29 protein-coding genes and 2 pseudogenes are annotated in these 23,101 nt (G+C 50.4%); 10 read left to right on the top strand and 21 right to left on the bottom strand.

The window, feature by feature from the left end; translation table 11 throughout:
* Positions 1-69 precede the first annotated feature (69 nt).
* The 6 genes and pseudogenes from Q0Z70_RS09995 to Q0Z70_RS09970 form a co-directional block, all read left to right on the top strand.
* Positions 70-240, top strand: a pseudogene (locus Q0Z70_RS09995) (Cas9 inhibitor AcrIIA9 family protein); the annotation flags it as partial.
* Complete coding sequence (locus tag Q0Z70_RS09990) at positions 237-1,526, top strand: PcfJ domain-containing protein (RefSeq protein WP_298074132.1); 1,290 nt, start codon at positions 237-239, stop codon at positions 1,524-1,526. The pseudogene Q0Z70_RS09995 and the gene Q0Z70_RS09990, both read left to right, overlap by 4 nt.
* A 24-nt stretch (positions 1,527-1,550) precedes the next feature.
* A complete protein-coding gene (locus Q0Z70_RS09985; protein ID WP_298074130.1) occupies positions 1,551-1,808 on the top strand; it encodes a hypothetical protein in 258 nt (85 codons plus the stop codon).
* A gap of 19 nt (positions 1,809-1,827) precedes the next feature.
* Positions 1,828-2,061, top strand: a complete 234-nt coding sequence (locus Q0Z70_RS09980; protein ID WP_298074127.1) for a DUF3873 domain-containing protein — start codon at positions 1,828-1,830, stop codon at positions 2,059-2,061.
* A complete protein-coding gene (locus Q0Z70_RS09975) occupies positions 2,058-2,303 on the top strand; it encodes a hypothetical protein (RefSeq protein ID WP_298074126.1) in 246 nt (81 codons plus the stop codon). Before Q0Z70_RS09980 ends, Q0Z70_RS09975 begins: the two co-directional genes overlap by 4 nt.
* Before the next feature lie 45 nt (positions 2,304-2,348).
* Positions 2,349-2,657, top strand: coding sequence for a hypothetical protein (locus Q0Z70_RS09970; RefSeq protein WP_298074124.1), 309 nt, complete (start codon positions 2,349-2,351; stop codon positions 2,655-2,657).
* A gap of 101 nt (positions 2,658-2,758) precedes the next feature.
* Here Q0Z70_RS09970 and metK read toward each other — a convergent pair whose 3' ends face one another.
* The 20 genes and pseudogenes from metK to Q0Z70_RS09870 form a co-directional block, all read right to left on the bottom strand.
* Positions 2,759-3,817, bottom strand: a complete 1,059-nt coding sequence (metK, locus tag Q0Z70_RS09965; protein ID WP_298074122.1) for a methionine adenosyltransferase — start codon at positions 3,815-3,817, stop codon at positions 2,759-2,761.
* Positions 3,804-4,598 (bottom strand): hypothetical protein, encoded by a 795-nt coding sequence (locus tag Q0Z70_RS09960; protein WP_298074120.1) that lies wholly within the window; start codon positions 4,596-4,598, stop codon positions 3,804-3,806. The genes metK and Q0Z70_RS09960 overlap by 14 nt, the downstream gene beginning before the upstream one ends.
* 133 nt (positions 4,599-4,731) lie before the next feature.
* On the bottom strand, positions 4,732-5,259 hold the full coding sequence (locus tag Q0Z70_RS09955; protein ID WP_298074118.1) for a lysozyme: 528 nt from the start codon (positions 5,257-5,259) through the stop codon (positions 4,732-4,734).
* Entirely contained in the window at positions 5,256-5,759 is a 504-nt protein-coding gene (locus Q0Z70_RS09950) for a DUF3872 domain-containing protein (RefSeq protein ID WP_298074115.1), read from the bottom strand. Before Q0Z70_RS09950 ends, Q0Z70_RS09955 begins: the two co-directional genes overlap by 4 nt.
* Positions 5,756-6,658: a toprim domain-containing protein gene (locus tag Q0Z70_RS09945; RefSeq protein WP_298074113.1), complete on the bottom strand. Its 903-nt coding sequence runs from the start codon at positions 6,656-6,658 to the stop codon at positions 5,756-5,758. The genes Q0Z70_RS09950 and Q0Z70_RS09945 overlap by 4 nt, the downstream gene beginning before the upstream one ends.
* Positions 6,659-6,666: 8 nt before the next feature.
* A complete protein-coding gene (locus tag Q0Z70_RS09940; RefSeq protein ID WP_298074111.1) occupies positions 6,667-7,242 on the bottom strand; it encodes a conjugal transfer protein TraO in 576 nt (191 codons plus the stop codon).
* Positions 7,243-7,244: 2 nt separating this feature from the next.
* Entirely contained in the window at positions 7,245-8,231 is a 987-nt protein-coding gene (gene traN, locus Q0Z70_RS09935; protein ID WP_298074109.1) for a conjugative transposon protein TraN, read from the bottom strand.
* A 54-nt stretch (positions 8,232-8,285) separates the two neighbouring features.
* Positions 8,286-9,659 (bottom strand): conjugative transposon protein TraM, encoded by a 1,374-nt coding sequence (gene traM / locus Q0Z70_RS09930; RefSeq protein WP_298074107.1) that lies wholly within the window; start codon positions 9,657-9,659, stop codon positions 8,286-8,288.
* Positions 9,640-9,948 carry a TraL conjugative transposon family protein gene (locus tag Q0Z70_RS09925; RefSeq protein WP_298074105.1) on the bottom strand — a complete coding sequence of 103 codons (309 nt, stop codon included), beginning with the start codon at positions 9,946-9,948 and terminating at the stop codon, positions 9,640-9,642. The genes traM and Q0Z70_RS09925 overlap by 20 nt, the downstream gene beginning before the upstream one ends.
* A 6-nt stretch (positions 9,949-9,954) precedes the next feature.
* Entirely contained in the window at positions 9,955-10,578 is a 624-nt protein-coding gene (traK, locus tag Q0Z70_RS09920) for a conjugative transposon protein TraK (RefSeq protein ID WP_007656465.1), read from the bottom strand.
* A gap of 31 nt (positions 10,579-10,609) precedes the next feature.
* Positions 10,610-11,614 (bottom strand): conjugative transposon protein TraJ, encoded by a 1,005-nt coding sequence (gene traJ / locus Q0Z70_RS09915; RefSeq protein WP_298074101.1) that lies wholly within the window; start codon positions 11,612-11,614, stop codon positions 10,610-10,612.
* Positions 11,615-11,617: 3 nt separating this feature from the next.
* Positions 11,618-12,247 (bottom strand): DUF4141 domain-containing protein, encoded by a 630-nt coding sequence (locus Q0Z70_RS09910; RefSeq protein WP_298074099.1) that lies wholly within the window; start codon positions 12,245-12,247, stop codon positions 11,618-11,620.
* Positions 12,248-12,270: 23 nt separating this feature from the next.
* A complete protein-coding gene (locus tag Q0Z70_RS09905; RefSeq protein ID WP_298074097.1) occupies positions 12,271-12,651 on the bottom strand; it encodes a DUF3876 domain-containing protein in 381 nt (126 codons plus the stop codon).
* A gap of 49 nt (positions 12,652-12,700) precedes the next feature.
* Positions 12,701-15,205: a TraG family conjugative transposon ATPase gene (locus tag Q0Z70_RS09900; protein ID WP_298074095.1), complete on the bottom strand. Its 2,505-nt coding sequence runs from the start codon at positions 15,203-15,205 to the stop codon at positions 12,701-12,703.
* Entirely contained in the window at positions 15,202-15,534 is a 333-nt protein-coding gene (locus Q0Z70_RS09895; protein ID WP_298074093.1) for a DUF4133 domain-containing protein, read from the bottom strand. The genes Q0Z70_RS09900 and Q0Z70_RS09895 overlap by 4 nt, the downstream gene beginning before the upstream one ends.
* A 10-nt stretch (positions 15,535-15,544) precedes the next feature.
* Positions 15,545-15,870, bottom strand: a pseudogene (locus Q0Z70_RS09890) (DUF4134 domain-containing protein).
* Positions 15,871-16,073: 203 nt separating this feature from the next.
* Entirely contained in the window at positions 16,074-16,814 is a 741-nt protein-coding gene (locus Q0Z70_RS09885) for a conjugal transfer protein TraD (protein ID WP_298074092.1), read from the bottom strand.
* Positions 16,811-17,200: a DUF3408 domain-containing protein gene (locus Q0Z70_RS09880; RefSeq protein WP_298074134.1), complete on the bottom strand. Its 390-nt coding sequence runs from the start codon at positions 17,198-17,200 to the stop codon at positions 16,811-16,813. Before Q0Z70_RS09880 ends, Q0Z70_RS09885 begins: the two co-directional genes overlap by 4 nt.
* Complete coding sequence (locus Q0Z70_RS09875) at positions 17,197-17,646, bottom strand: DUF3408 domain-containing protein (protein WP_298074090.1); 450 nt, start codon at positions 17,644-17,646, stop codon at positions 17,197-17,199. Before Q0Z70_RS09875 ends, Q0Z70_RS09880 begins: the two co-directional genes overlap by 4 nt.
* Positions 17,647-17,651: 5 nt before the next feature.
* Positions 17,652-18,407 carry a ParA family protein gene (locus tag Q0Z70_RS09870; protein ID WP_298074088.1) on the bottom strand — a complete coding sequence of 252 codons (756 nt, stop codon included), beginning with the start codon at positions 18,405-18,407 and terminating at the stop codon, positions 17,652-17,654.
* A gap of 216 nt (positions 18,408-18,623) precedes the next feature.
* Between Q0Z70_RS09870 and Q0Z70_RS09865 the strand changes: the two genes are divergently transcribed.
* The 4 genes from Q0Z70_RS09865 to mobC all read left to right on the top strand — a co-directional run bounded on the left by Q0Z70_RS09865 (position 18,624) and on the right by mobC (position 22,771).
* A complete protein-coding gene (locus Q0Z70_RS09865; RefSeq protein WP_298074133.1) occupies positions 18,624-18,803 on the top strand; it encodes a hypothetical protein in 180 nt (59 codons plus the stop codon).
* Positions 18,804-19,072: 269 nt separating this feature from the next.
* Positions 19,073-19,501, top strand: a complete 429-nt coding sequence (gene mobA, locus Q0Z70_RS09860; RefSeq protein WP_256170159.1) for a conjugal transfer protein MobA — start codon at positions 19,073-19,075, stop codon at positions 19,499-19,501.
* Positions 19,480-20,730 carry a conjugal transfer protein MobB gene (gene mobB, locus Q0Z70_RS09855; RefSeq protein ID WP_298074083.1) on the top strand — a complete coding sequence of 417 codons (1,251 nt, stop codon included), beginning with the start codon at positions 19,480-19,482 and terminating at the stop codon, positions 20,728-20,730. Before mobA ends, mobB begins: the two co-directional genes overlap by 22 nt.
* 31 nt (positions 20,731-20,761) lie before the next feature.
* Positions 20,762-22,771: a conjugal transfer protein MobC gene (gene mobC / locus Q0Z70_RS09850; protein ID WP_298074081.1), complete on the top strand. Its 2,010-nt coding sequence runs from the start codon at positions 20,762-20,764 to the stop codon at positions 22,769-22,771.
* A gap of 40 nt (positions 22,772-22,811) precedes the next feature.
* Here the strand turns inward: mobC and Q0Z70_RS09845 are convergent.
* On the bottom strand, positions 22,812-23,101 hold a 290-nt coding region (locus Q0Z70_RS09845), incomplete at its 5' end, for a hypothetical protein (RefSeq protein WP_298074078.1).

The raw sequence follows: 23,101 nt of genomic DNA, 5'->3' as shown, positions 1-23,101 counted from the left end.
GCTTTTGGTAATCAATCATTTGTATCGTTCTTGTCATATAATGCAGAGATAATTTTAATCTTGTAATAACACGTTGTGGAACTCACAGCGGAGGAAAAGGCAAAAGCACGGCAGGACGCAGTGCGAAGATACCAAGAGGAGGAACTCCGCAAGTTGCAGAACCACCACAAGCAGAGAACATCCAACAAAGCGACCACCCAAGAAGTACAAGAACCCTCATTATTTGATTTAGGCTTATGACACCGAGAACACACATACAGCAGGAAGTCGCACATCTGAGCAAGCGACTACCGAGATTGACCGCCATGCAAAAGGCATACGCTTTCCACCATTGCTTCAAGCATTACGCCATCAAGAGGGCGGACGGCACGAACATCTGTACTGAGTGCGGACATTCATGGAAGAGCGACCACGACCTTGCGGACACCCTTTGCGGATGCACCTGCCCCCATTGCGGTATGCGGTTGGAAGCGTTGCGCACCCGAAAGAGTGTTTTCAACGAGAATGAATACTTCTCCATCGTCACCACCAGCAAGCAGTACCAAGTGATACGCTTCTTCTTCGTCAAGTTCCGATACAAGGCAGGGCAAGCAGCCAAGTATTCCATTTATGAAGTGGTACAAAGGTGGATTTCGCCCGATGGAAAGACAACGACCGTTGCCCGACTGCGTGGAATGTCCATACTTTACTACGACCTATGGGCGGAATACAGCGACATGGAGGTGCGCAAGAACAACAAACTCCGTGCATACGATATACTCCCCGTCTGCGCTTATCCCCGACAGCGTTTCATACCCGAATTGAAACGCAACGGCTTCAACGGGGACTATCACAACACACTGCCATACGACCTTTTCAAGGCTATCCTTTCCGACAGCCGAGCTGAAACGCTGTTAAAAGCAGGGCAATACCCCATGTTGCGCCACTACATCCGCAGTTCCTTTGACATAGAGAGGTATTGGGCATCCGTGAAGATATGTATCCGCAACGGCTACACTATTGCTGACGGCTCCATGTGGCGTGACACCATAGACTTGCTGCGGCATTTCGGCAAGGACACGAACAGCCCGAAGTACGTTTGCCCCACCGACCTAAAAGCCGAACACGACAGACTTATGCACAAGCGCAACAAGGAGATAGAACGCAAGAAGTTGGAGGAACGCATCCGCCAAGCGAAGAAACACGAGAAGGCATACCGCAAACTCAAAGGCATATTCTTCGGCATTGCCTTTACGGACGGCACTTTGCAGGTGCGTGTGTTGGAGAGCGTGGCGGAGTTTGCAGCGGAAGGGACGGAACTGCACCATTGCGTGTTTTCCAACTCCTATTTCCTTGAAAAGAACTCCCTTATCCTATCCGCCACCATTGACGGCAAGCGCATAGAAACGGTGGAGGTTTCCTTGAAGACATTGGAGGTGGTGCAAAGTCGTGGCTTGCACAATTCCAATACCGAGTACCACGACCGCATTGTAAACCTTGTGAACAGCAACGTGAACCTTATCCGCCAGCGGATGGAAGCGGCATAGTATCAACCTATAATACCCAACAGTATGGAAGTAAGAATTGAAAGCATGATTTGTCTGTGGGACGATAAAATCCCCACGATGTTCCTTGAATTTGTGAACCTCCTCACTCTGGCAACGAGTGAGGAGCAGTTAAGACGGAGTGTAAAGGATTTTGCCGAGAAGCACGAACTTTCCAGATTTTTCCTTTACGGCTTCGGTTCCCACCATTTCTACCTGCACCAACGCTATACGAACGACCCCGAAATGGTGATGCAAAACAGAGTGCTGTCTGTACATTTCTAACCATCTAAAAACAACGATTATGAGTACACGAATGACCATCAACGGAATAAGCACCTGCACCGAAGCAGGTACGGAGAAATACGAGCGTTTCCAATTAGGTATCGGCAGACGCAAGCGGACACTTGTGCAGTACGACTACCGCCACCCCACAGACGGAGAGTTGTTCTCTTGTGTCAAACCCACATTGGACGAGTGCCGAGCCGCACGGGATAAGTGGCTCACGGCAAAGGGAGGAAAGGAGGACAGACGATGAACGCAACTTACCAAACGCTGATAGTGAAGTTCAGCGAGCCTATCAAAGTATTGGACGGCATCTTTGACGATGCCGAAGCGTGGGGAGTTGATACCCTAAAAGGGTGGATAGACGACTACGAGAGCAGCAGGTTTACCGCCATCAACAGCCATACGGCAGTCATCACAAGCGAGTACAATATGGAGTGCCTGATGGAATGGCTGAAACGAAACACCCCCATTGCCGAGATAACAGAATGTTAAACAAGTTGGCGGTGTCCGCACCGCCAACCTAAAACCAAGAAAAGCATGATAGCAAAGACGATTTTACAGCAGATAGGCGGCAGACGTTTTGCCGCCATGACGGGAAGCAAGGACTTCATAGACATGGGCAACGGATTGCGCATGAGCCTTGCGAGGAACAAGACGAGCGCAAACCGCCTTGACATAATCTACGATGCGGGCTTAGACCTCTACAATATGCGTTTCTACCGCAGGACGTTCAGCAAAAAGATATTTGAGTGCAAGATAAAGGACATCGAAATACACGAGGGCATATATTGCGATATGCTGGAAGAAATGTTCACGATAGTAACGGGACTTTACACCCGTTTTTGAGTGGTGGCGGCGAAAGCCGCCCTACTTTCTTTCAGTGAGCATGATGGCGGACAAAGAAAGTAGCAAAGAAACCTTTGTACCAATCTTCGATAAAACCAATCTTATAAAGATATGATTTGTTCCCAATTGTAATTAGGATTAAAGAAATGTCCATATATAGAAGTTGGTCGATATATAGGATTCTTTAATTTTAATAACTCAATTATTGCATTAGGTCTAAAATCGAATTTTGATAGAATAAATTGTTTCAATTTTGTAGAATTGGATTCTTTATCTGTGGAAACATTTAGCATGGTAGGCTGTTCTTCTCCAAACAAATAAGCCACTGCTATTTTACATTCTTTTTCTAATCCGTTTGCAACTATGTTTTTTGCAACAAATCGAGCCATGTAAGCAGCACTTCTATCTATTTTACTCGGATCTTTTCCAGAAAAAGCACCTCCGCCATGTGTTACCAAACCACCATAAGTGTCTATCATTATTTTACGACCAGTTAATCCTGTATCGTTAATAAACCCACCTTTATAAAATTTTGATTTCCTATTTATCTGAATATCCACATTTTTACAATCAATCAGTTGAGTTAAAACCTTCTGCTTTATATCATTTTCAATGAAATCTGGATGAATATTCTCCTTATGCTGTACATTGATTATCAATTGCTCAAGATTATTTTCGCTAATTGTGACTTGTACTTTCCCATCAGGGAGGAGATAATCTACGCTCTTTCTATACGTATCAATCTCTTTGGCAATTAAATTAGAGATATACGCACCGTATGGAAGAAAATTATATTGGTTATTTATGGCATAACCATACACAATACCTTGGTCGCCAGCTCCACCGTTCATAACGGCATCATTTAGTTGTCTTGATTGTGAAGTCAAAAAGTTCAGTATGTTTAATTTTTCACAATAGCCTATGGATTGATATACACCATTGACAACATTCTCAATATCAACCCTTTTATTTTGAGTACTGATTTCTCCAGCAACAATTAAATTATTACCACTTCCCAAACATTCTATTGCTGTATGAGCATTACAATCCTGCATTAAGTAAGCATCCAAAAGAGCATCACTTATTTGGTCGCATATTTTATCAGGATGTCCTTGTAATACACTTTCTGTTGTATATTTTTCTAATTTATCGAATATCATAATTCTGTTTTATAAAGTTCCATTCTTCCGTTAATTTATTGTTTAGTTTTTGGTACACAGAATTGCTATTCGGAGATTTATTATATGCCAATGTTGTTTCGTATTCAAGTACCATATATATAGCATCCTGAATAGTTTTGTTTTTATTTGATTTAGGTGTACTAAATATTTGTTTGAATTTCTCACACAAATTCTTCAATCTAAAAAAGAATACTATGTGGTATATCAGTTCTATTAAGAACAATGACGATAAAAATAGTTGCAAGAATGGTATGGCAAAGACGTTATCTTTTATTCCGTGGTATGCAAATATCAAAAGCAAAACAAATAGTATTGTGCTCTTTATTACCATTTTAGATAACATTGCTTTAATGATGTTATTATATGTAAAAAAGCAATTCTCATAACAATTAACTAACATTTTATAGGGTCCTTGTTCGATAGAATCATTATCGTAATAATTCAAGACAGGTCTATCTAATAGTTTTGTTCCTAACGAATTATCTATAAACCCCTTACGCCTTTCGTTCGCAACCATAGGTTGCATAATAATCTCTACTACAATGTATAATATACCATACCCTATAATAGAAAAATAATTCAGTATATTAAGCAAGTTGATAACACACCTCGTTGAATCCAATGAATGTTTTATGCAATCTACTTGAAATGTTTGAAGTAATATTGAACATATAAATACACCCCAAAGAAATCCATTTTCGATTTTGCGCCAATACGCAACCGTATTGTAACTTATTTCATAAGGTAATTGTCTTTCCATACTTTTTCTTGCAAAGTTAGCAATAAATAGCGAAATATCTTGATTTATAGCCACAAAATATAGTGATAATACTACAATAATATAGACTCTAATGAAGTTGTAAACATCATCAGGGTCTATATATTCAAGTTTTTTACGGAATATACAGCAATGCAAACTCCGCCTTTCTCCGTTTGAGCAGCATGGCGTGCCGTTTACCCTTGTAGTTGCAGAAAGCGATATACTCCCGATAAATATTCCTGTCGCCAGCCTCCAGCTTCCGGATCAGCGTGCTTTTGGGTATCTTCTCGCTCCCCAAAAGCCGGTATGGACCGACATTGTAGGCGAGTGTGGCAAGGATCAGACTATCTTTTCCGAACTGCCGGAACATCGCACAGAACTTTCGGAGGTCTTTCCGCAGGAGTGCGTCCGCCTGCCGCTTCGTCATGGTGTGTGCCGAATACTTTTCGTCCGGCTGCAACTGATGCCCGTACCCTACATACGGGTGGTGTTTTTCCGAATGCCAGCCCTCAAAGTATTTCGTGCATTGCACCGCCCTCTCAAATAGTGGCAGCCGGTAGATAACCGCCTGCCCCTCAGTTCCCTCTTGGCGATTGTCCTGTGCGGACACGGGACATACCGCCAGAAGCGAACAGAAGATAGCCATGAATACACGCATCATTTTGACAAGGACTTAAAGTTGCCGATAGGAGCAATGGTCAGGGTGTCATCTTTCACGTTTCGGTTGTTGAAGTCAAATTCCAACTCGCAGAAGTTGTTAAAATTGTCCTCCACCACCACAATGAAGTTGTGCGCCTCGTCACCTTGCGCCGTGTAATACAGCTGGAACTTCTCGTTTTCGAGCAGGTAGCGGTCGTTGGGCAGGAACGTGATTCCGTTGTCCATTTTCAATGTTCCTTCTCCCTCGAACTGGAAATACCGGATGGTGTAGAGAGTGTTGGCGTAATCGCCCGTCTTTTTCAGCTCACAACGGATTTCCACCGTCTGCCCCTTTGTCACCTTGTTAGGCACGGGCATGGTTTCCACCGTGAAAGGATAGGATTGCTGGATGTCCATGTCGTCGTCACACGACACGAACGTGAGCGACACGGAGGCGAACAGGCAGAGTGCCAACGCCTTGAAGATTGATTTTCTCTTGTTTTTGTTGTTCAGTATGTTCATTGTCCTTTGATTTTTAAGTTGTTCTCTTTTCCTTTCGTTGTCAGTTGCAGATACTCGTTCAAGTCCTTGCAACCGTCATAGAGGGCGGAACGGTCACAGACACGTTCCTCGTAGTGTCCTTTCATCATTTCCAACGTGCGCCGTCCGGCTTCGTCACGGTCGAGATAACAGTCTATGCGCCCGTAACCGTCCAGATACTTCATCGCCTTTTCCACGTTGGCGACGGAGTTCAGCACAAAGCAGTCGCCCGTTTCCAATCCGAGCGTGGCAGCGGAAAGAAAGTCCATGAAGCCCTCAAACATGCTGCACACGTCATTTGGAGAGCCTTCTGACTTGACCAGCGACACATCCTTCGGCGGTACGCATCCCTTGAAGAAACGGCTGCGAATTTCATATCCGCCCGCCACGTTCGGGAAACCGACGGCAAAATACCGCTTGCCACGCACTCCGTAATTCAGTCGGCAACAGTAGCGTGATGCGACAGCGTAAGGAATGCCCCGTTCCTCCAGATAGTCCGTCAGTGGAGAACGAAGCAACTGGACGGCTTCCATTCCCTCAAAGACAAGTTCTGACGGTTTAGGCAGGAAAGTCGGTTTGCTCCCTTCGGGAACAGGCATAGGCATATTGGCGGTTTTCGCTATGAACTTTGCCTGCTCCATGAAGTCGCCGCTTTCGATAAACTCCCCGGCAAGCGTGAAGATGTCGCCGCCCTTACCCGTACCGAAGTCGTACCAAAGTTGTTTCGCCACGTTTATACGGAAAGATGGTGTGCGCTCATTGCGGTATGGCGCACGATACCACAACTCGTTGCCGCTTCTTCGGACAGGTTCATGCCCCAGCCGTGCGAGGAAGTCCGCAAGGGGTAACTGCCTCATGGCGTCAATTTCCGTCCGTTCCATGTGGCGCGTCAGTTAATGATGAACTTGATGCCCACGCCCCACTGCGTATGAAACTTCCTCGTGTCGCCACCCCACAGGCAACGCTCCCGGAGGTTGGCAAGCAGGGCGATACGGTCTGCCACGTAAAACTCCACATCGAGCGTCAGCGCACCGCCGTAGATGAAGGCGTCCCGGTCATGGAGCGTGGAGCCGTCATGCAGTACCTTCTCGCCCCAGTTCACCGATTCATATCCGACAAGAGCCGAAGCCCCTGCATAGACGAACACGATTTTACGGGCATCGGAGAGTATCTTGAAATAGTATCCGCCCTCCGCCGTGAACTGTGCCACGGGTATCTTTCCGTCCTTGTAAGGGTTGTTCTTCAACAGGTACTCGCCGCCGAACACCCATTTGTTCCCCTTTTTCGTGTAGGTGGAAAGAGCCGCTCCGAAGCTGTACCCGCCGTCGTTGCCGCCGGGATTGAAGCCGTCCGCCATGTTCGCCCTGATCTCGATGCCCTGCATCTTCGGCAGGCATCGCTGGGCGTGCGCCTGCCCCGTGAACAGGGCAAGCGACGCGATGATTATTGCGATGTACTTTCTCATGGTCAGCGTACTTGAAGTTCGTTGATGGTACCCGCACGCACCAAATCCTCGTTCTCAATCACGAAAGACTGGTGACGACCTCCGTTCTTCTCGTTGAGTTCCACCACGAGGCACTTGTCGTCGGGGATGGTGAACTTCGCCATCGTGAACACCGTGCGCTCGCTCTTCTTGCCCGGCACGAGCGTGGCGTAATTCTGCGCACGGAGCGGCAGGATGATCTGCTCCTGCACGGCGGTACGCTTCGCCACCTTCTTGTCCACGATTTTCCATGTGATATAGTCCACATCGAAAGGCACGTTGCTCTGGTTCTTTATCTCCGTGTGGAAATAGAGCAAACCATTATGCGTGTAGATGCCTTTCAGCAGGTACTGGATGCCGAATCGCTTGCAGCCGATGTGCTTCACCTCGCGCTTGTTCTGCTTGTGGATGGATTTCATGATAAGGCGCACCAGCATCGGGCTTTCGCTGCCCAGTTCCTTCAGATAGATTTCCTGCGCGTTGTTCGGGCGGTTCACATTCTCACCGTCATGTATGAAGTCGCACATCTCCACGTTGAGCAGCAGCGGTTCAGCGGCGTATTTCACGTTGAAGGTATAGAAACTCCCGTCTTCCGTTATCACGGACATATTGGTCTCGTTCGGGAAGTTCCTCACGGTAGCCTTCACGCGGATGACGTTCTCCGCTCCATCGGCTTTGCCCGCAATCAGGTCGGGCGAGCCTAAATCGACGTAACGAACCTCCGAGGGGAAAATGACATGGACGGTCTTGTCGTAGGTCACTTCCAAGCCGTGCGGAGGAACCATGCGGTCGAAGGTCAGTTTCTTCGTCAGCCCGTGATACAGGTCGCCGTCCGCCTCCTTCTGCGGATAGACCTCCTTTGTCAAGGTCGGTTGTTCACTTTCGTTGTTCTCTCCAACGGTTACGTTCTCCTGAGCGTTGGCAGTTACGATGCCCATAGCGAGGGCAAACATGATGATTACTTTTCTCATTACTTTGGATTTTAGTGGTAAATAAAAATTGGATTGTTGTTACTGTTATTGTTTTCAATTCCTGTCCTGATAGAGCATGACCTTGTACCCGGCTTTCAGATGCACCTTGACGGTACGCATCTTCTTGGCGATATACTGGCTCGTGCCTTGTATCAGTCCCTTGCCCAAGTCGGAGGCGAGCTGAGCTCCGGCGTTGGTGGAGATATTGATGTTGCTGCCCAGCGAGCCGCCCATGTTGGCGGCAACTTCCCTGACAGCGTTCATCTCCATCGAATTGGGAATGAAAATACCGGGCTGCCCGTCCGTATCATACACCTCCAGCTCTACCGGGATAATCGTACCTGCATATTCCAGCGACGTGATTTCAATATCGAGCCGTTCGCCCTGAATCTTTGCCGTGCCGACCACCACAGCATTGCGAGGAATAATTTTGTCCGCTACCGCCATTGGTTCCAGCAGCCGGAGTTTGACAGCCTGCCCGTCGGTCACGCTCTGCGCCCCATAGACACACGCTGATATGGTGTTCTTGTCCGATACGGTCGTGATGCCCACCGCCGTGTTGAAACTGCGGTTACGATTCTGCGAGAAAGAGGCGACAAACTCGGCGTTGCTCATCGGCTGTGAGAGTGAGGACACCACATGATGCGCCACCTGCCTGACAGGTGCTGCCGTGTTCTTTCCAGCTTTCTGCACGGGGTAAGGCTCTGCCGCCTGTCCGACAGGTGGCTGTGTGCCGTTCTGTCCGCCCATGTACTTCGCCGCCAGCTCGTAAGACTTCTCCATAAGTGCCACTTGGTCATCCATAGCGGACGCCTTGCCTTTCTCGCTTTCCAGTTCCGTTTCCAGCGAGGCGATGCGCTCCAACAGTTCGTCCATTTTTTCGCCTTGGCTCAACAACACGTCCGCATTGTCCTTCTTCGGCTGCTCATAGAAGTTGCCGAGCGTGGCATTGAGGTCGCGGTAAGCGGCAGCGGAGGAACGGATTGTCTTCGGGGCGGACTTCTCCGCTTCCTCCGATCCTCCGGGATTGGCAAGGTCGAAGTCCCTGCCGCCGTCCGTTTCCGCCACCTTGCGGTCGAACATATCGCCCAGTTCCTGCATGGCGCGGCTGCGGTTCTCCTGCCGTTCCTCCATCGCCCCCTGTTCGTAGGCTTTCGCCTTGTCGCCGATAATCTGACAGTTCGCTTTGTCAGCGTCGGGCATTTCGATGTTGTAACCTCCCGTCCCCGGTTGCTGCTCCTTGTCGGAAGACGAGGCGAATATCAGCCACATTGCCCCGATGAATACCAGCACCATAGCGGGCAGCACTATCATTTTCTGATGTTTCAGCCTTTGGGCTTCGGTCAGCGGCTTGCGCTCCTTCTTCGGTTTCCCGTTGTCGGGAGCCGCCTTGTTCTCGTTTTTAGGTTCATTCTTCGTCTGTTCCATACAAATAAGGTATTACGTTGTGATTGTTGTCCGGCTTTACGGACAGTTTCACCTGTCCGGCATGGTCTGTCACCATCCAGCTGCCGTCATTCCTGCCGATGTCATAGACGGCTTTGCCGAAGGTGTAGAGGGCAAGCACCGCGAAGGCAGCGAGCATCGCCAGCACGATGCGCCAGCGTGTCTTCGGGGGCAAGCCGTCCAGATAGCCTTTGAGCCTTGCCGCCAGCATTTTCTTTTTGTCGTGGAGCTTCCAGTATGCGCTCCAAAATGATTTCCTGATTTTCTTCATGTCCGTTTACCTTTTGATGGTTTGTAAATCCTTGTTCTCGATGATGGTGAATCCCTCGATGGTGAAACCGTTGGGATTGTCGTCCGAACGGGACGAGTTCAAGAGGCGGCACGTGGTCACGAGGCTGCGCTCAGTGACGTTGCTCTGCCGGATGATCTTCTGCGTGGCATAGGTAGTCGCACGGTACGGGTAGCCGTTAAAGTCGCACACCACGCTGTCCACCTTCAGCACTTGATTGATATTCCCTGCTATGATGCGGTTGTAGTACCCCTTCTCGGCAAAGTCCGAATAGTAGTTGTACACGCTTTTGTCCGCCAGCAGCAAGGCGCGTTTCACGTTGTGCTCTATCGCGCTCTTTTCGGGCGAGAGCGTGAAGAACAGCTCATGGAAGCGGCGCACGTGTTCCCTCGCTTCCGCAGGACGGTTCTGTGACAAGTCCTGCGAGAGAGCCAGCATCAGCGACTTGCCGTTGTCCAGCACGTAAATTTTTTCCCGTTGCCGCTCCGCGAAGCGGTAGGAACTCCACACGCTCCATACCGTTATCACGGCGCACAACGAGAGGAAGACGATACCGAACAGGCGTATCTGCCTGAACGATGATTCGATGTTTTTGAGTGACTTAAATTCCATTGTTGTTTATTCGTTTTTAATTGTCAGTTGATTATTTCAGCAGTTTCCCGGCACGTCCGACCATGTTGCCTGCGGCTGCACCCGCCACGCTGCCCGCCATGCTTCCGGCTCGTCCTGCCGTCTGGTTCACGTTGCGACCGTAGCTTCCCATGCCTCCGGCTTGGATAATCCAGCCCGCCACCGTGGGAATGGTGAAGTAGCCGATGATGCCGATTATCATGAAGACGATATACACCCCGTCGCTCGAATCCAGCGAGAAGTTCGGGTCAGCCTGCATACGTTCGATGTCGCTTTGCAGCATCAGCACTTGGATTTTCGCCAGTATGGTGCTGAACATATCCGATACGGGCAGCCACAGATAGACCTGTATGTAGCGGCATATCCATTGTGTGAGCGTGCTTTGGAAGCCGTCCCACACCGATATGGCGAAGGCTATCGGACCGAGTATCGCCAGCACCACGAGGAAGAACGTGCGGATGGTGTCTATCACGAGGGCGGCGGCTTGGAACATCAGTTCCAGTATTTCGCGGAAGAAGTCGCGGATGCCCTTCTTCATGTTATACATCCCGCGCTCGATGTACATTCCCGCCATCGTCACCATGTCGCCGGGCGACCAGCCCAGTTCCTCCAATTGTTTGTCAAACTCCTCGTTCGACACAAGGTAGGCGGTTTCGGGGTTGCGCATCATCTCTTCGTATTCCAGCTTGTCTTTCTGCTCACGGTATCGGTTCATGTCCAGCGTTTCCGCCTCCAGCATCTTTGCCGTACCCTGCACGACGGGCGACATGATGCTGTTTATCGTGCCTAATACCACCGTTGGAAAGAACATGATGCACAAGCCTATCGCGAACGGGCGCAACATGGGGAACATGTCTATCGGTTCGGCTCTCGCCAGCGATTGCCACACCCGGTAAGCGACGTAGAACAGCGCGCCCAGTCCGGCGATGCCTTTCGCCACGCCCGCCATGTCCCCGCATAGCGGCATCATCTGCTCGTAGAGCGATCGCAGAATCTGGTGAAGGTTGTCGAAATTCATAGGCTACCAGTATCTTTCGTTCATGTTCCCGTACAGCCCCATGATGCGGTCGAGGTCGTTCTTCTTTTTTGCCCGCAGGTAGCTCACGCTGATGTTCTTGTTGGTGTAGTAGCTCACGAGGTTGCGGTAACGCTTCATCTTGGAGTAGCAGCGTTCCACCACATCCATGCGCTCCTTGTCCGTCATGGAGAGCGTGGTGATGTTCACCACGTTCTTCAATTCCGTCAGCACATCGTTGGATTCCTCCAATAGCTTGGTGTAGCCGAAGGCGATGGCTCCCAGTTCCTCCACCGTGAAGTTGTCATCACGCATCATCCTCTGGAAGCTGGTCACGTAGATGTCGGTGATGTCGCCTACCATCAGGATGGTCTGCTGCACCTTGCGGGCATCCTTGACGAGATTGTTCACGGATTTGAGCGCGTCGTAATACTTCTTGCCCTGCTCGTAAATCTTCACCGTTTCCTGAAAGTTGTTCACCATGTTCGTGGCGGTCTTCGAGGTGTGGATGATATTTTTTGAGGCGTTGATGATGCCCTGCGCCAGATTGCCCGGATCGCTCACGACCCATTGGGCGGAAGCCCTGCCCACGAAAAGCAGGCACAGGCAGATGATGAATGTTATTCTTGTTCTCATGTTTCTTTGGATTTTAGCGGTTCTTATTTTTCTACCGGGTTTTCCGGCTGAGGCTTCACACGCACGTAGTCCCCGTTCGGTGAAAAAGTCAGCACGTCGGTGGCTTCGTTATACGTCACGTCGATGCGGAAGCCGGTGTTCATGAACAGGTTGCCGTTCTCCTCCTGCAGGAGATAGGTTTCCGGCTTCAGCTTGTGGCGGATGCCGCTCCGTTTGAACACCGTCACCTTATAGGCTTTGCCCTCCTTGTAGATAAGCACGTCGGGCTTGCCCTCCACGCTTTCCCAGTTCCCGCACAGCAGGTCGCGGCGGTTCTCCGCCACGTCACAGGATTGCAGCACCATGACCGCCAATCCAATCAGACACTTGCTGACTTGCAGCATCTTTACTCTTGATATACTCATACGCTTTTCTTTTTTCGTTGATAAATCTATTTTACTGATTATTGATTACTTACTGCTTGTTCCTCCGCCTTTCGGCAAGCTGCCGGATGGCGGCTTCGATGTCGCTGCCCAATTGCTCCGCCAGATGGTAAACCTCCACCTTCTCCGTTTCTTCAGTAGTGTACGCCAGATATTCCTCCGCACTAACTTCTGTGGCATAGACCGCCGACTGTGTGCCACCCAGTCCGATCCAGACCTCCTTGTAGAGCCTTGACGGGTTGTTCGCCATGTTGATGGAGAGTATCTGCGACTTCTCTTTCTCCGTAAGCCCCAACAGGGATTGTATAGCATCAAACTTGTTCATGTACTTCCGCTGGTCAAGGAGTATCTTGCAGTCGGAGTTATTGATAATGCTCTCCTTGACCACAGGCGAGGAAATGATGTCGTCCACCTCCTGCGTCACCACGATTGCCTCCCCGTAATACTTGCGCACGGTCTTGTACATATAGCGCAGGTATTCAGCCATGTTCGCCGAAGAGAGTGCTTTCCAAGCCTCTTCCACTATCAACTGTTTGCGCACGCCTTTCAGACGGCGCATCTTGTTGATGAAGGCTTCCATGATAATGATTGTCACCACAGGGAAAAGTTCTCGATTCTCCTTTATGGAATCAATCTCGAAGACGATGAACCGCTTGCCGAGCAGGTCGATGTTCTCCGTGGAGTTGAGCAGGAAGTCATAGCGTCCGCCCCGGTAATACTGCCGCATGGTGGTGAGCATATTGTCGATGTTGAAATCGGACTTCTCCACCTTTATCTCACGTTCCGCCAGTTCGCGGCGGTAGTCATCGCGCATATACTCATAGAAGGTGTTGAACGAGGGGACGATGCTCCGGTCAGCCCTGATACGCTCGATGTAGGCGTTCACCGCACTGCCCAGTTCGCCGCTCTCCGTTTTCGTCACCTTGTCGTCCTCCGACTTCCAGAGCGTCAGCAGCAATGTCTTGATGCTGTCCTTCTTCTCCACGTCGAACACGCAATCATCGGTGTAGAACGGGTTGAACGAAATTGGTTTTTCCTCCGTGTAGGTGAAGTACACGCCGTCCGCCCCGTTTGTCTTGCGCCGGATCATCTCGCACAAGCCCTGATAGGAGTTTCCCGTGTCCACCAGCACCACGTGCGTACCCTGCTCGTAGTATTGCCTCACGAGGTGGTTCATGAAAAACGACTTGCCGCTGCCCGAAGGACCTAATACGAACTTGTTGCGGTTGGTCGTGATGCCCCGCTTCATCGGCAGGTCGCTGATGTCGAGGTGCAACGGTTTTCCAGTGAGCCTGTCCACCATCTTGATGCCGAAGGGCGAGAGCGAACTGCGGTAGTTGGTTTCCTCCGTGAAGAGGCACACCGCCTGCTCTATGAAAGTGTGGAAACTCTCTTCCGCAGGAAAGTCCGCCGCATTGCCGGGCATCGCCGCCCAGTAGAGTGTCGGGCAGTCGATGGTGTTGTGGCGCGGTACACACTCCATGCTCGCCAGCTGGCTGCCCACATCGTTCTTGATATGCTTCAGCTCCTCCGCGTCGTCGCTCCACGCCATGACGTTGAAGTGCGCCCGCACCGAGGTCAGCCCGTAGGAATGGGCTTCGTTCAGGTACTGGTCTATCCACTCGCGGTTGATGCTGTTGCTCCGGCTGTATCGGGATAGCGACTGCATATTCCTTGCGGACTTCTCGAACTTCTGTAAATTTTCCTCGCTGTTGTCGATAATCACATATTGGTTGTAGATGTGGTTGCAGGAGAGCAGCAGACCAACGGGGGAGGCGAAGGAAAGGCGGCAGTCGCTTCGATCCGTGGAAAGTTTCTCGTAGCGGATGTCGGTAGTCACCTTTCCGGGCATATCCTCTGCATCGGAGAGGGTGTGCAGGCACAGGCGGTTGTCGCCTATGCGCATTTCCCTTGCCGAGAGGTTGATGTCCTGCAAGGTCGTGTCGCCTTCGGGCATGAGCGAGAAGTAACGCTCTATCAGTCCGGCGGACTTCTCCGTCCCGACAATCTCGTCGGTGGAGAGGCGGCGTAACCTGACAAAACCGCTGTCGTTCATGATGCGCTCGAACTGTTCGGCAGCCTCCATGAACTTTCCGGCGGTTTCCCTGTCCAGTTCCTTCGGGATGATATGCCCCCGGCACAGCGTACTGAAGTTGCTCTGCATCCGGTTGCGCTCCTTTGTCGTCTTGGTCAGGTAGAGATAACAGGAGTGTTTCAGGTACGGACGCTCGTTGAAGTGGCGTTCAAAGGAGCGGCTCAGAAAACTCATGTCGTCTTTCTGTAACTCCGGCTTATAGCGTTCCTTGATGAACCAGTCCTGCTTATGTACGACGCAGAAGTCCGGCAGCACCTTGATAGCCTTGCACCAGCAGCCGTGTATCGCCTCGTACTCTGCGCCCGTCACGGTATAAAGCTCCGGCAGTTCCACCTCGAAAGCCACCGTGATGTCGGCGTCTTTGGAAATAATGCAGCCATGCTCCACAGCCAGCAGCGGGAACTTGTTTTCCAGTGTTGTCATTTTGGATGTATTTCTCATGTCGTTTCTTCCTTTCGTTGCCGTTTGAATAATCGGGTAATCCGCCGCCGGTTGATAAGGTATCGGGGATGGCTCCTTGCCGCTTCCAATTTCATCAGCCCGTGTTCGCCGTACCGGGCGTTCAGCGCGAAAGTCTGCCATACGAGGACGGAAGACGATGCTGCGCCGAAGCCGATACATACCCACTGGTCGATGCCGACCATGTAGAGGATGACGAACAGGACGAAGAGAGCCAGCAGACCTCCGCAGAAGATGAAGAGGTACTGAGCCTTCAAACCCTTGAACTCGACCGGACGACCGATACCCTTGTTTATCGGATATTCAGCCATACATTGTTTATTAAAGGAAGAATGAACGCAGGATGGTGGCGGCGACAATCAGGAAGATGCAAGCCCCGAACCACGAGGCAGCGGTCTTCGAAGTGTCCGGATCGCCGGACGAAAACTTGCCATAGACTTTCACGCCTCCGATAAGACCGACCACCGCGCCGATGGCATAGATAAGTTTCGTACCGGGGTCGAAATACGAACTCACCATAGAGGTGCTTCGTTGATGCCTGCCAGACCGTTTCCTTGCGCAAATGCGGAGGCGGTTGCGGCAATCATAAGTGCCGCAGAGAGGATTGTTTTCTTGCTTTTCAAAGCGTTCTTGATGTTCTTGTTCATAAACTGTTCTTGCTTTGTGCCGTCCAAAGGGTGGATAGTCCTTTTTCGGGCGGTTGATACTTGATTACTTTACTTTGGTTTTAGTGGTTGTCCGTTTGTTTCTACGGACTTGGGTGTGTCCGTTGCGGATTGGCTGTACCTTGTACCGCCGTGCGCATGGTGTGATGCCGTCTTATGTTTTCATTTCCATTCTTTTTTAGCCGTTATACATAGTTTCGGAAATCGAATTCCTCGATGTTGTCGGGAATCATGAACACCTTTTTCTTTTGGCGTGTCACTGTCATGTTCACCGTGTCCACGAAAACAGACATCGCCTTTGCAAGCCTCTCGCTCATCGCTTCATCGGTCAGGCGTTCCGTTATCCTTGTGAAAAGCTCTGTCCCGTCCAGTTCCGTCATTACCTTTCCGGCGTGTCGCATTTCCTCATCGGATGGTGAATCTTTCCGTATAGCGCGTACTGCCATGTCAATATCCTCGAAGCTGCTTCCCGAAGCCTGCTTTTTGTCTGGCTCTTCATCCTCCGGCTCATCCTCTCCGTATTCAAGTTCCGAAGGCGGGATGCTCGTGAAAGTCTCGTCAAGTTTTTCCATCGGGACTTGTGCCGGGTGTGAAACGGTTTCCGTGTTTCCGTCGTCAAAAGTAGCGTCTTCCTCCGACAGCTCAATGCCTTTTTCCGAAGTGGCGGCTTCTTGCGTCGGTATGGCAGCGGTTGTCCGGGTTGATGCCATCTTGAAACGGCTCTTGCCGATGATGTCCGAGGTGTCTGTGTGAGGCGTTTCCTTATCCTTTCCCTGCTCTGCCGCCGTACAGTCCAATGACCGCCACAACCCGGCAATGTGTCTGAAGAAACGGATAAGTTTCGTTTCTATGATGCGGTCGTAGAGCAACAGGGACAGAAACCACACGTTGCAGGCAACCGATACGATTAAAAACACCTTTGTCATAGTTTCACTTTTTGGGCGTTTTCAATCTGTTCCGTGTACTGTGCCCCATATTGTCGGAAATGGTCTCGAAGGATGTTGTCCACGAACTTGCCGATGCTCAAGCCGTTTCCCATCCGACTGGCGACGATAGCGACTTTCTCATGGATCTCACGGCTGATGTATATACATTGCCGCGTCTTGATTTCCGATGCTTGCAGGAAAGTCGAGAGCGGCTTGCTTCCGCCTTTATCCCTGCGGAAGTCACTGTCGGTCTTTTCCTGACCGTAGTCGGTTGTACACTTTGCTGCACGCGCAGCGGTTCTTTCACTCTTTCCTGTTTGCAGGCAGTCTGCCTGACGGTTCTTGTTTGTTGTTTTCATACTTCTTTGTTGTTTATTGTTTTTTATAAATTATAGGATTCCATGTGCCGTTTGAACGATTCGGCTATCTCGTCTTGGAACAGCGTGAAATGGTGTGTCAGCACGTTGTCAAGAAAAGCCGCGATAGTAACCTCGTTGCCTCCGATTACATGGAGCATTTTCTGTATGCGGTCGTGGTATTCCTTGCGGATATATACCTGCTTGCCGAGCCTTGCCGTGACATTGGACCCGCACATGAATACCGTGTCATAATCCGGTTTTTCCAGCTTGCCGTTCCTGCGCCTGCGTTCCGGTTCCTCTTTGGCGCGCGGGACAGGCAAGGAAACGGCTTCTTGTGTCGCTTCTTTCGAAGGTGGAGAAAGTGCGTTTCCGCCCGTACTTCTCGCTTCCGGTGGAATGCTTGTATCGTCCAGCCGGAACGAGTTGATTACGGCTTCGCTGTCGATGTCCTCAATTCTTGTTTTCTTTGCCATGATATTCAGCTTTTAATGATACCGAGAATCTCATCCGCGAGTTTGTCAAGGTTACTGCCGCGTATCAGCGTCTTGTCCGCAGGGAAGGCTGTGGATCGGAATACCGCCTTGCGTTCTGCCGCCGTTTCCTTGCGAAAACGCTTGCTATCCGGCAGGTATGTTTCCAGAATAGGCAGGGCGAACTCGGCACAGACCTTGTCGTATGCCTTGTACAGTTCTGTCTTTTCGCGTCCGTCCACCATGTTCCACACGAGATAAATCCCTTTGATGCCAGACTTGCCCGTGCTTATCATCTGTTCGTTGATGACAGTGGCGAACTTGATGGAACTCTCCATCACCACACGGTCGGCGATGATGGGCGTGAAGATATAGTCCATTTTGGAAATGGTCTGTACCACGTCGGCGTTGTTGATGGTTCCCGGCAGGTCGAAGAACACGAAATCGAGGTCGGGCTGCGCTTCTACCAGATTTTCGGCGGTTCTTATCGCGTCTTCCGCACGGCTGCATCTGATTGGGTACGGATTTTTCTTCAGCCGCTTGAGTTGCTCATACGCCAGCACTTTGTAATGCTCATCCTCCATGACGGCTTTCATGTCACGCTTGCGCATATCATGGATACTGTACTGCGGAAAATCGCAGTCCACTACGGCTACGTTATAGCCTTTCACATAGTGCAGGTAGCTTGCCACAAGCACTGTCAGGGTTGTCTTACCCGCTCCACCTTTCTGCGTGGAGATTGCCACATAAGTTGCTTCTTTCATTTGTCTGATAATTTATTTGGTTATACATCTGTCCGGTGGCGGTAGCGTATTGCCATTCATACATACGCACGCGCTTCCATTTATTTATTCACTCCTTAATCCGGCTGTGCCTGCGGGCATTCATCGGTCTGTCCAATCATCCACGCCTTTATCCGTCCGCATGGACGTGCGCTTGGAAAACCGGCTGAATATGTACACCCGTTTTCATCCGTTTGGATTGATGTCCGAACATCCGGCGGAAGGAGTGTATTTTCAGTCCCACATCCGAATCATGCTGCAAATAAACAAGGATATTTTGGAACTTGTATCACTTCTCCGGCAAGTGGCAGCACGTTGCGCCGGTTGGCACTGATTGTCCGGGTCAAGCCTCTGTCCGATACCGCGTTAAGGGCGTAACTTTGCACCCGAACGGCAGGGTTCGCCGCAGGTGGCGCAGCCCGGAGTTTGAAAGGCATTCCCCCAATCCGTCCCCGACGGATTTTTATGTTCACCTGAACATAGCAAGGTATGTTTTCAGCCGCTCAAAACATTTTGAGCAGCCACGAAATCGCCTTGCCCTTGCAGGGGGCGGGCTTACCCTCCGAAGTCGGGAAGCCTCTCAAACCTACGGTGTATGTATCCCCAAGCGGCGGCTTATGCCGTCAAACCGCTAAATCCAAAATAATATGAGTGAAAAAAGAAGAAACAAAGGCGGGAGAAATCCCAAACTCGATCCGGCGGTGTTCCGCTACACCGTCCGTTTCAGCGAGGAGGAACACAACCGTTTCCTCTCCATGTTCGAGAAGTCGGGCGTTTACGCCAAGTCGGTTTTCCTGAAAGCGCACTTCTTCGGGCAGCCGTTCAAGGTACTGAAAGTGGACAAGACGCTGGTGGATTACTACACCAAGCTGTCCGATTTTCACGCGCAGTTCCGAGCGGTAGGCACGAACTACAACCAAGTAGTGAAGGAACTGAGGCTGCATTTTTCCGAAAAAAAGGCGATGGCGTTGCTCTACAAGCTGGAGCAACAGACCGTCGAACTCGTGAAACTGAGCCGTAAGATTGTGGAACTTTCAAGGGAGATGCAGGAAAAATGGTCGCAAAAATCTGTGTAGGAAACTCGTTGTACGGCGCACTTGCCTACAACGGGGAGAAGATTAACGAGGCGAAAGGGCGGCTTCTGACGACCAACCGCATCTACAATGACGGCACGGGAACGATGGACATCCATCGGGCGATGGAGGACTTTCTCGCTCTGATGCCCGTGCGGTCGAAGGTGGAGAAACCGGTGGTGCATATCTCGCTCAATCCGCATCCCGACGATATTTTGACGGACACAGAACTTCAGGACATCGCACGGGAGTATCTGGAGAAGATGGGATTCGGCAACCAGCCGTATCTCGTTTTCAAGCATGAGGACATCGACCGCCACCATCTGCATATTGTGACGGTCAGGGTGGACGAGAACGGCAGGAGCATAGACACCCGGAACAATTTTTACCGGAGCAAGCAGATAACCCGCAAACTGGAACGGAAGTACGGGCTGCACAACGCGGAACGCAAGAACCGCCGTCTTGACACGTCGCTGCGCAAAGTGGATGCCTCTGCGGGCGACGTGAAGAAGCAGGCGGGAAATATCGTCAAGGCTATCAGCGGGCAGTACTGCTTCCAGACGATGGGCGAATACCGCGCCCTCCTTTCCTTATATAATATGATGGTGGAGGAAGCGCATGGCAACGTGCGCGGACGCGAGTTTCACGGGCTGGTCTATTCCGTCACGGACGACAAGGGCAACAAAGTCGGCAATCCGTTCAAGTCTTCACTGTTCGGGAAGTCCGTCGGCTATGAAGCCGTGCAGAAGAAGTTTGTACGGTCCAAACAGGAGATTAAGGACAGGAAACTCGCCGACAGGACGAAACGCACCGTCCTTTCCGTGCTGGAAGGCACGTATGACAAGGAGAAGTTTATAGCCACGCTCAAAGGGAAGGGCATCGACACCGTACTGCGCTACACGGAGGAAGGGCATATCTACGGAGCCACGTTCATTGACCACCGCACGGGCTGTGTGCTGAACGGCTCACGCATGGACAAGGAGCTTTCCGCCAATGCCTTGCAGGAACACTTCACGCTGTCTTATGCCGGACAGCCGCCGATTCCGCTTTCCGTTCCGGTGGAGGAATCGGAGAACAGGCAAGGATATTCCAGAGGGGAATACGAGAGCCATTCCGGTGGCATGAACCTGTTTGCCCCCGAAGGTCCGGCAGTGGACGCTGAAGAGGAAGCCTTCATCCGGGCGATGCAGCGCAAGAAGAAAAAGAAGAAGCGCAAGGGCTTGGGAATGTAATAAAAAGTATCAACAATCAAAAAATCAATGTATGTCACAACAAGAAGACGATTTGAGGGCATTGGCGAAAATCATGGATTTTCTGCGTGCCGTGAGTATTATTTTAGTGGTCATGAACGTGTACTGGTTCTGCTATGAAGCCATCCGGCTTTGGGGAGTGGACATCGGCGTGGTGGACAGAATCCTGATGAACTTCAACCGCACGGCGGGGCTGTTCCGTTCCATCCTGTACACGAAACTGTTTGCCGTCCTCCTGCTTGCCCTGTCCTGTCTGGGGACAAAGGGCGTGAAAGGCGAGAAAATCACTTGGGGACGAATCTGGACAGCCCTTGCCGCCGGCTTCGTGCTGTTCTTTCTCAACTGGTGGATACTGGCTTTGTCGCTGCCGATAGAGGCGGTGACGGGGTTGTATATTCTGACCGTCGGAGCGGGTTATGTATGTCTGCTGATGGGCGGTCTGTGGATGAGCCGCCTGTTGAAGCACAATCTCATGGACGACGTGTTCAACAACGAGAACGAGAGTTTCATGCAGGAAATACGGCTTATTGAAAGCGAGTATTCGGTCAATCTGCCGACACGGTTTTACTACAAAAAGCGTTGGAACAACGGTTGGATCAATGTCGTGAATCCCTTTAGGGCTTTCATCGTGTTGGGTACGCCGGGCAGTGGTAAATCCTATGCGGTGGTAAATAATTTTATCAAGCAGCAGATTGAAAAGGGCTTCTCGATGTATGTGTACGACTTCAAATTCAGTGACTTATCCACGATAGCCTACAATCATCTATTGAACCACCCGGAGGGCTACAAGGTGAAGCCGAAGTTCTATGTGATAAACTTCGATGACCCACGACGCTCACACCGTTGCAATCCTATCCACCCGGACTTCATGGAGGATATCACGGACGCTTACGAGAGTGCGTACACCATTATGCTTAATCTCAATAAAACGTGGGTGCAGAAGCAGGGCGACTTTTTCGTAGAATCACCTATTATTTTGTTTGCCAGTATTATATGGTATCTCAAAATCTATAAAGGTGGTAAATATTGCACGTTCCCCCATGCAATAGAGTTCCTGAACCGCCGTTACGAGGATATTTTCCCGATTCTGACCTCTTACCCGGAGTTGGAAAACTATCTTTCTCCGTTCATGGATGCGTGGCTCGGTGGGGCTGCGGAGCAGTTGATGGGGCAGATAGCAAGTGCGAAAATTCCATTATCGAGGATGATTTCCCCACAACTCTATTGGGTAATGTCGGACAGCGAATTTACCCTTGACATCAACAATCCCGAAGAGCCGAAAATCCTGTGCGTGGGTAACAATCCCGACCGTCAGAATATTTACGGTGCGGCTCTCGGTCTGTATAACTCCCGTATCGTGAAGCTCATCAACAAGAAGGGGATGCTGAAGTCGTCGGTCATTATAGATGAACTACCGACGATTTACTTCAAGGGGCTGGACAACCTTATCGCCACCGCACGAAGCAACAAGGTTGCCGTGTGTCTGGGCTTTCAGGATTTCAGCCAGTTGGTGCGCGACTATGGCGATAAGGAAGCCAAAGTCGTGATGAACACCGTCGGCAATATCTTTTCCGGGCAGGTGGTGGGCGAAACTGCCAAGACGCTATCCGAACGCTTCGGGAAGGTGTTGCAGAAACGGCAGTCCATTTCCATCAACCGACAGGATGTTTCCACCTCCATCAATACGCAGATGGACGCGCTTATCCCTCCGAGCAAGATTTCCGGCTTGACGCAGGGTATGTTTGTCGGTTCGGTGTCCGACAACTTCAACGAACGTATCGAGCAGAAGATTTTTCACTGCGAGATTGTCGTGGATACCGAGAAAGTGAAGCGCGAGGAGAAAGCCTACAAGAAGATACCCGTCATTACAGACTTCACGGACGAGGACGGTAACGACCGCATGAAAGAAACGGTGCAGGCGAATTACAGACGCATCAAGGAGGAAGTCAAGCAGATTGTTCAGGAGGAACTGGAGCGGATTGCCAACGATGAAAACCTGAAACATCTGTTGCAACAGAAATAATATATCCATTATATATGAAAAATCCGTAACCAGTCATCGGCTACGGATTTTTATTTTCAGATTTGAGATGCTTGTTAATTGTGGTAATGGCAAGCGTCAGCAAATAATTTTTCAGTTCTGTATCCTCTTTCAGCAGTATGCTGTATTCTTCGGCGAACATTCTTAACAGTCGGGTTCTGAGTTTCGACATTTCTTCACCGAAAGGTATTTGCCAGTTTTTTTGCCAATACTCAATCACTACGGGAGATACCAACCACTTGAACTCCGCTTTCATCTCTTTGCCGAGTTTCTTGAAACGGGTCTGTTCGGTAATTGGCGGCTCGCTGTATG

Source organism: uncultured Bacteroides sp., assembly GCF_947632445.1.
Classification (GTDB): Bacteria; Bacteroidota; Bacteroidia; order Bacteroidales; family Bacteroidaceae; genus Bacteroides.
Note: the sequence above shows the minus strand (reverse complement) of the source record. Positions and strands in the feature narration are given on the sequence as shown.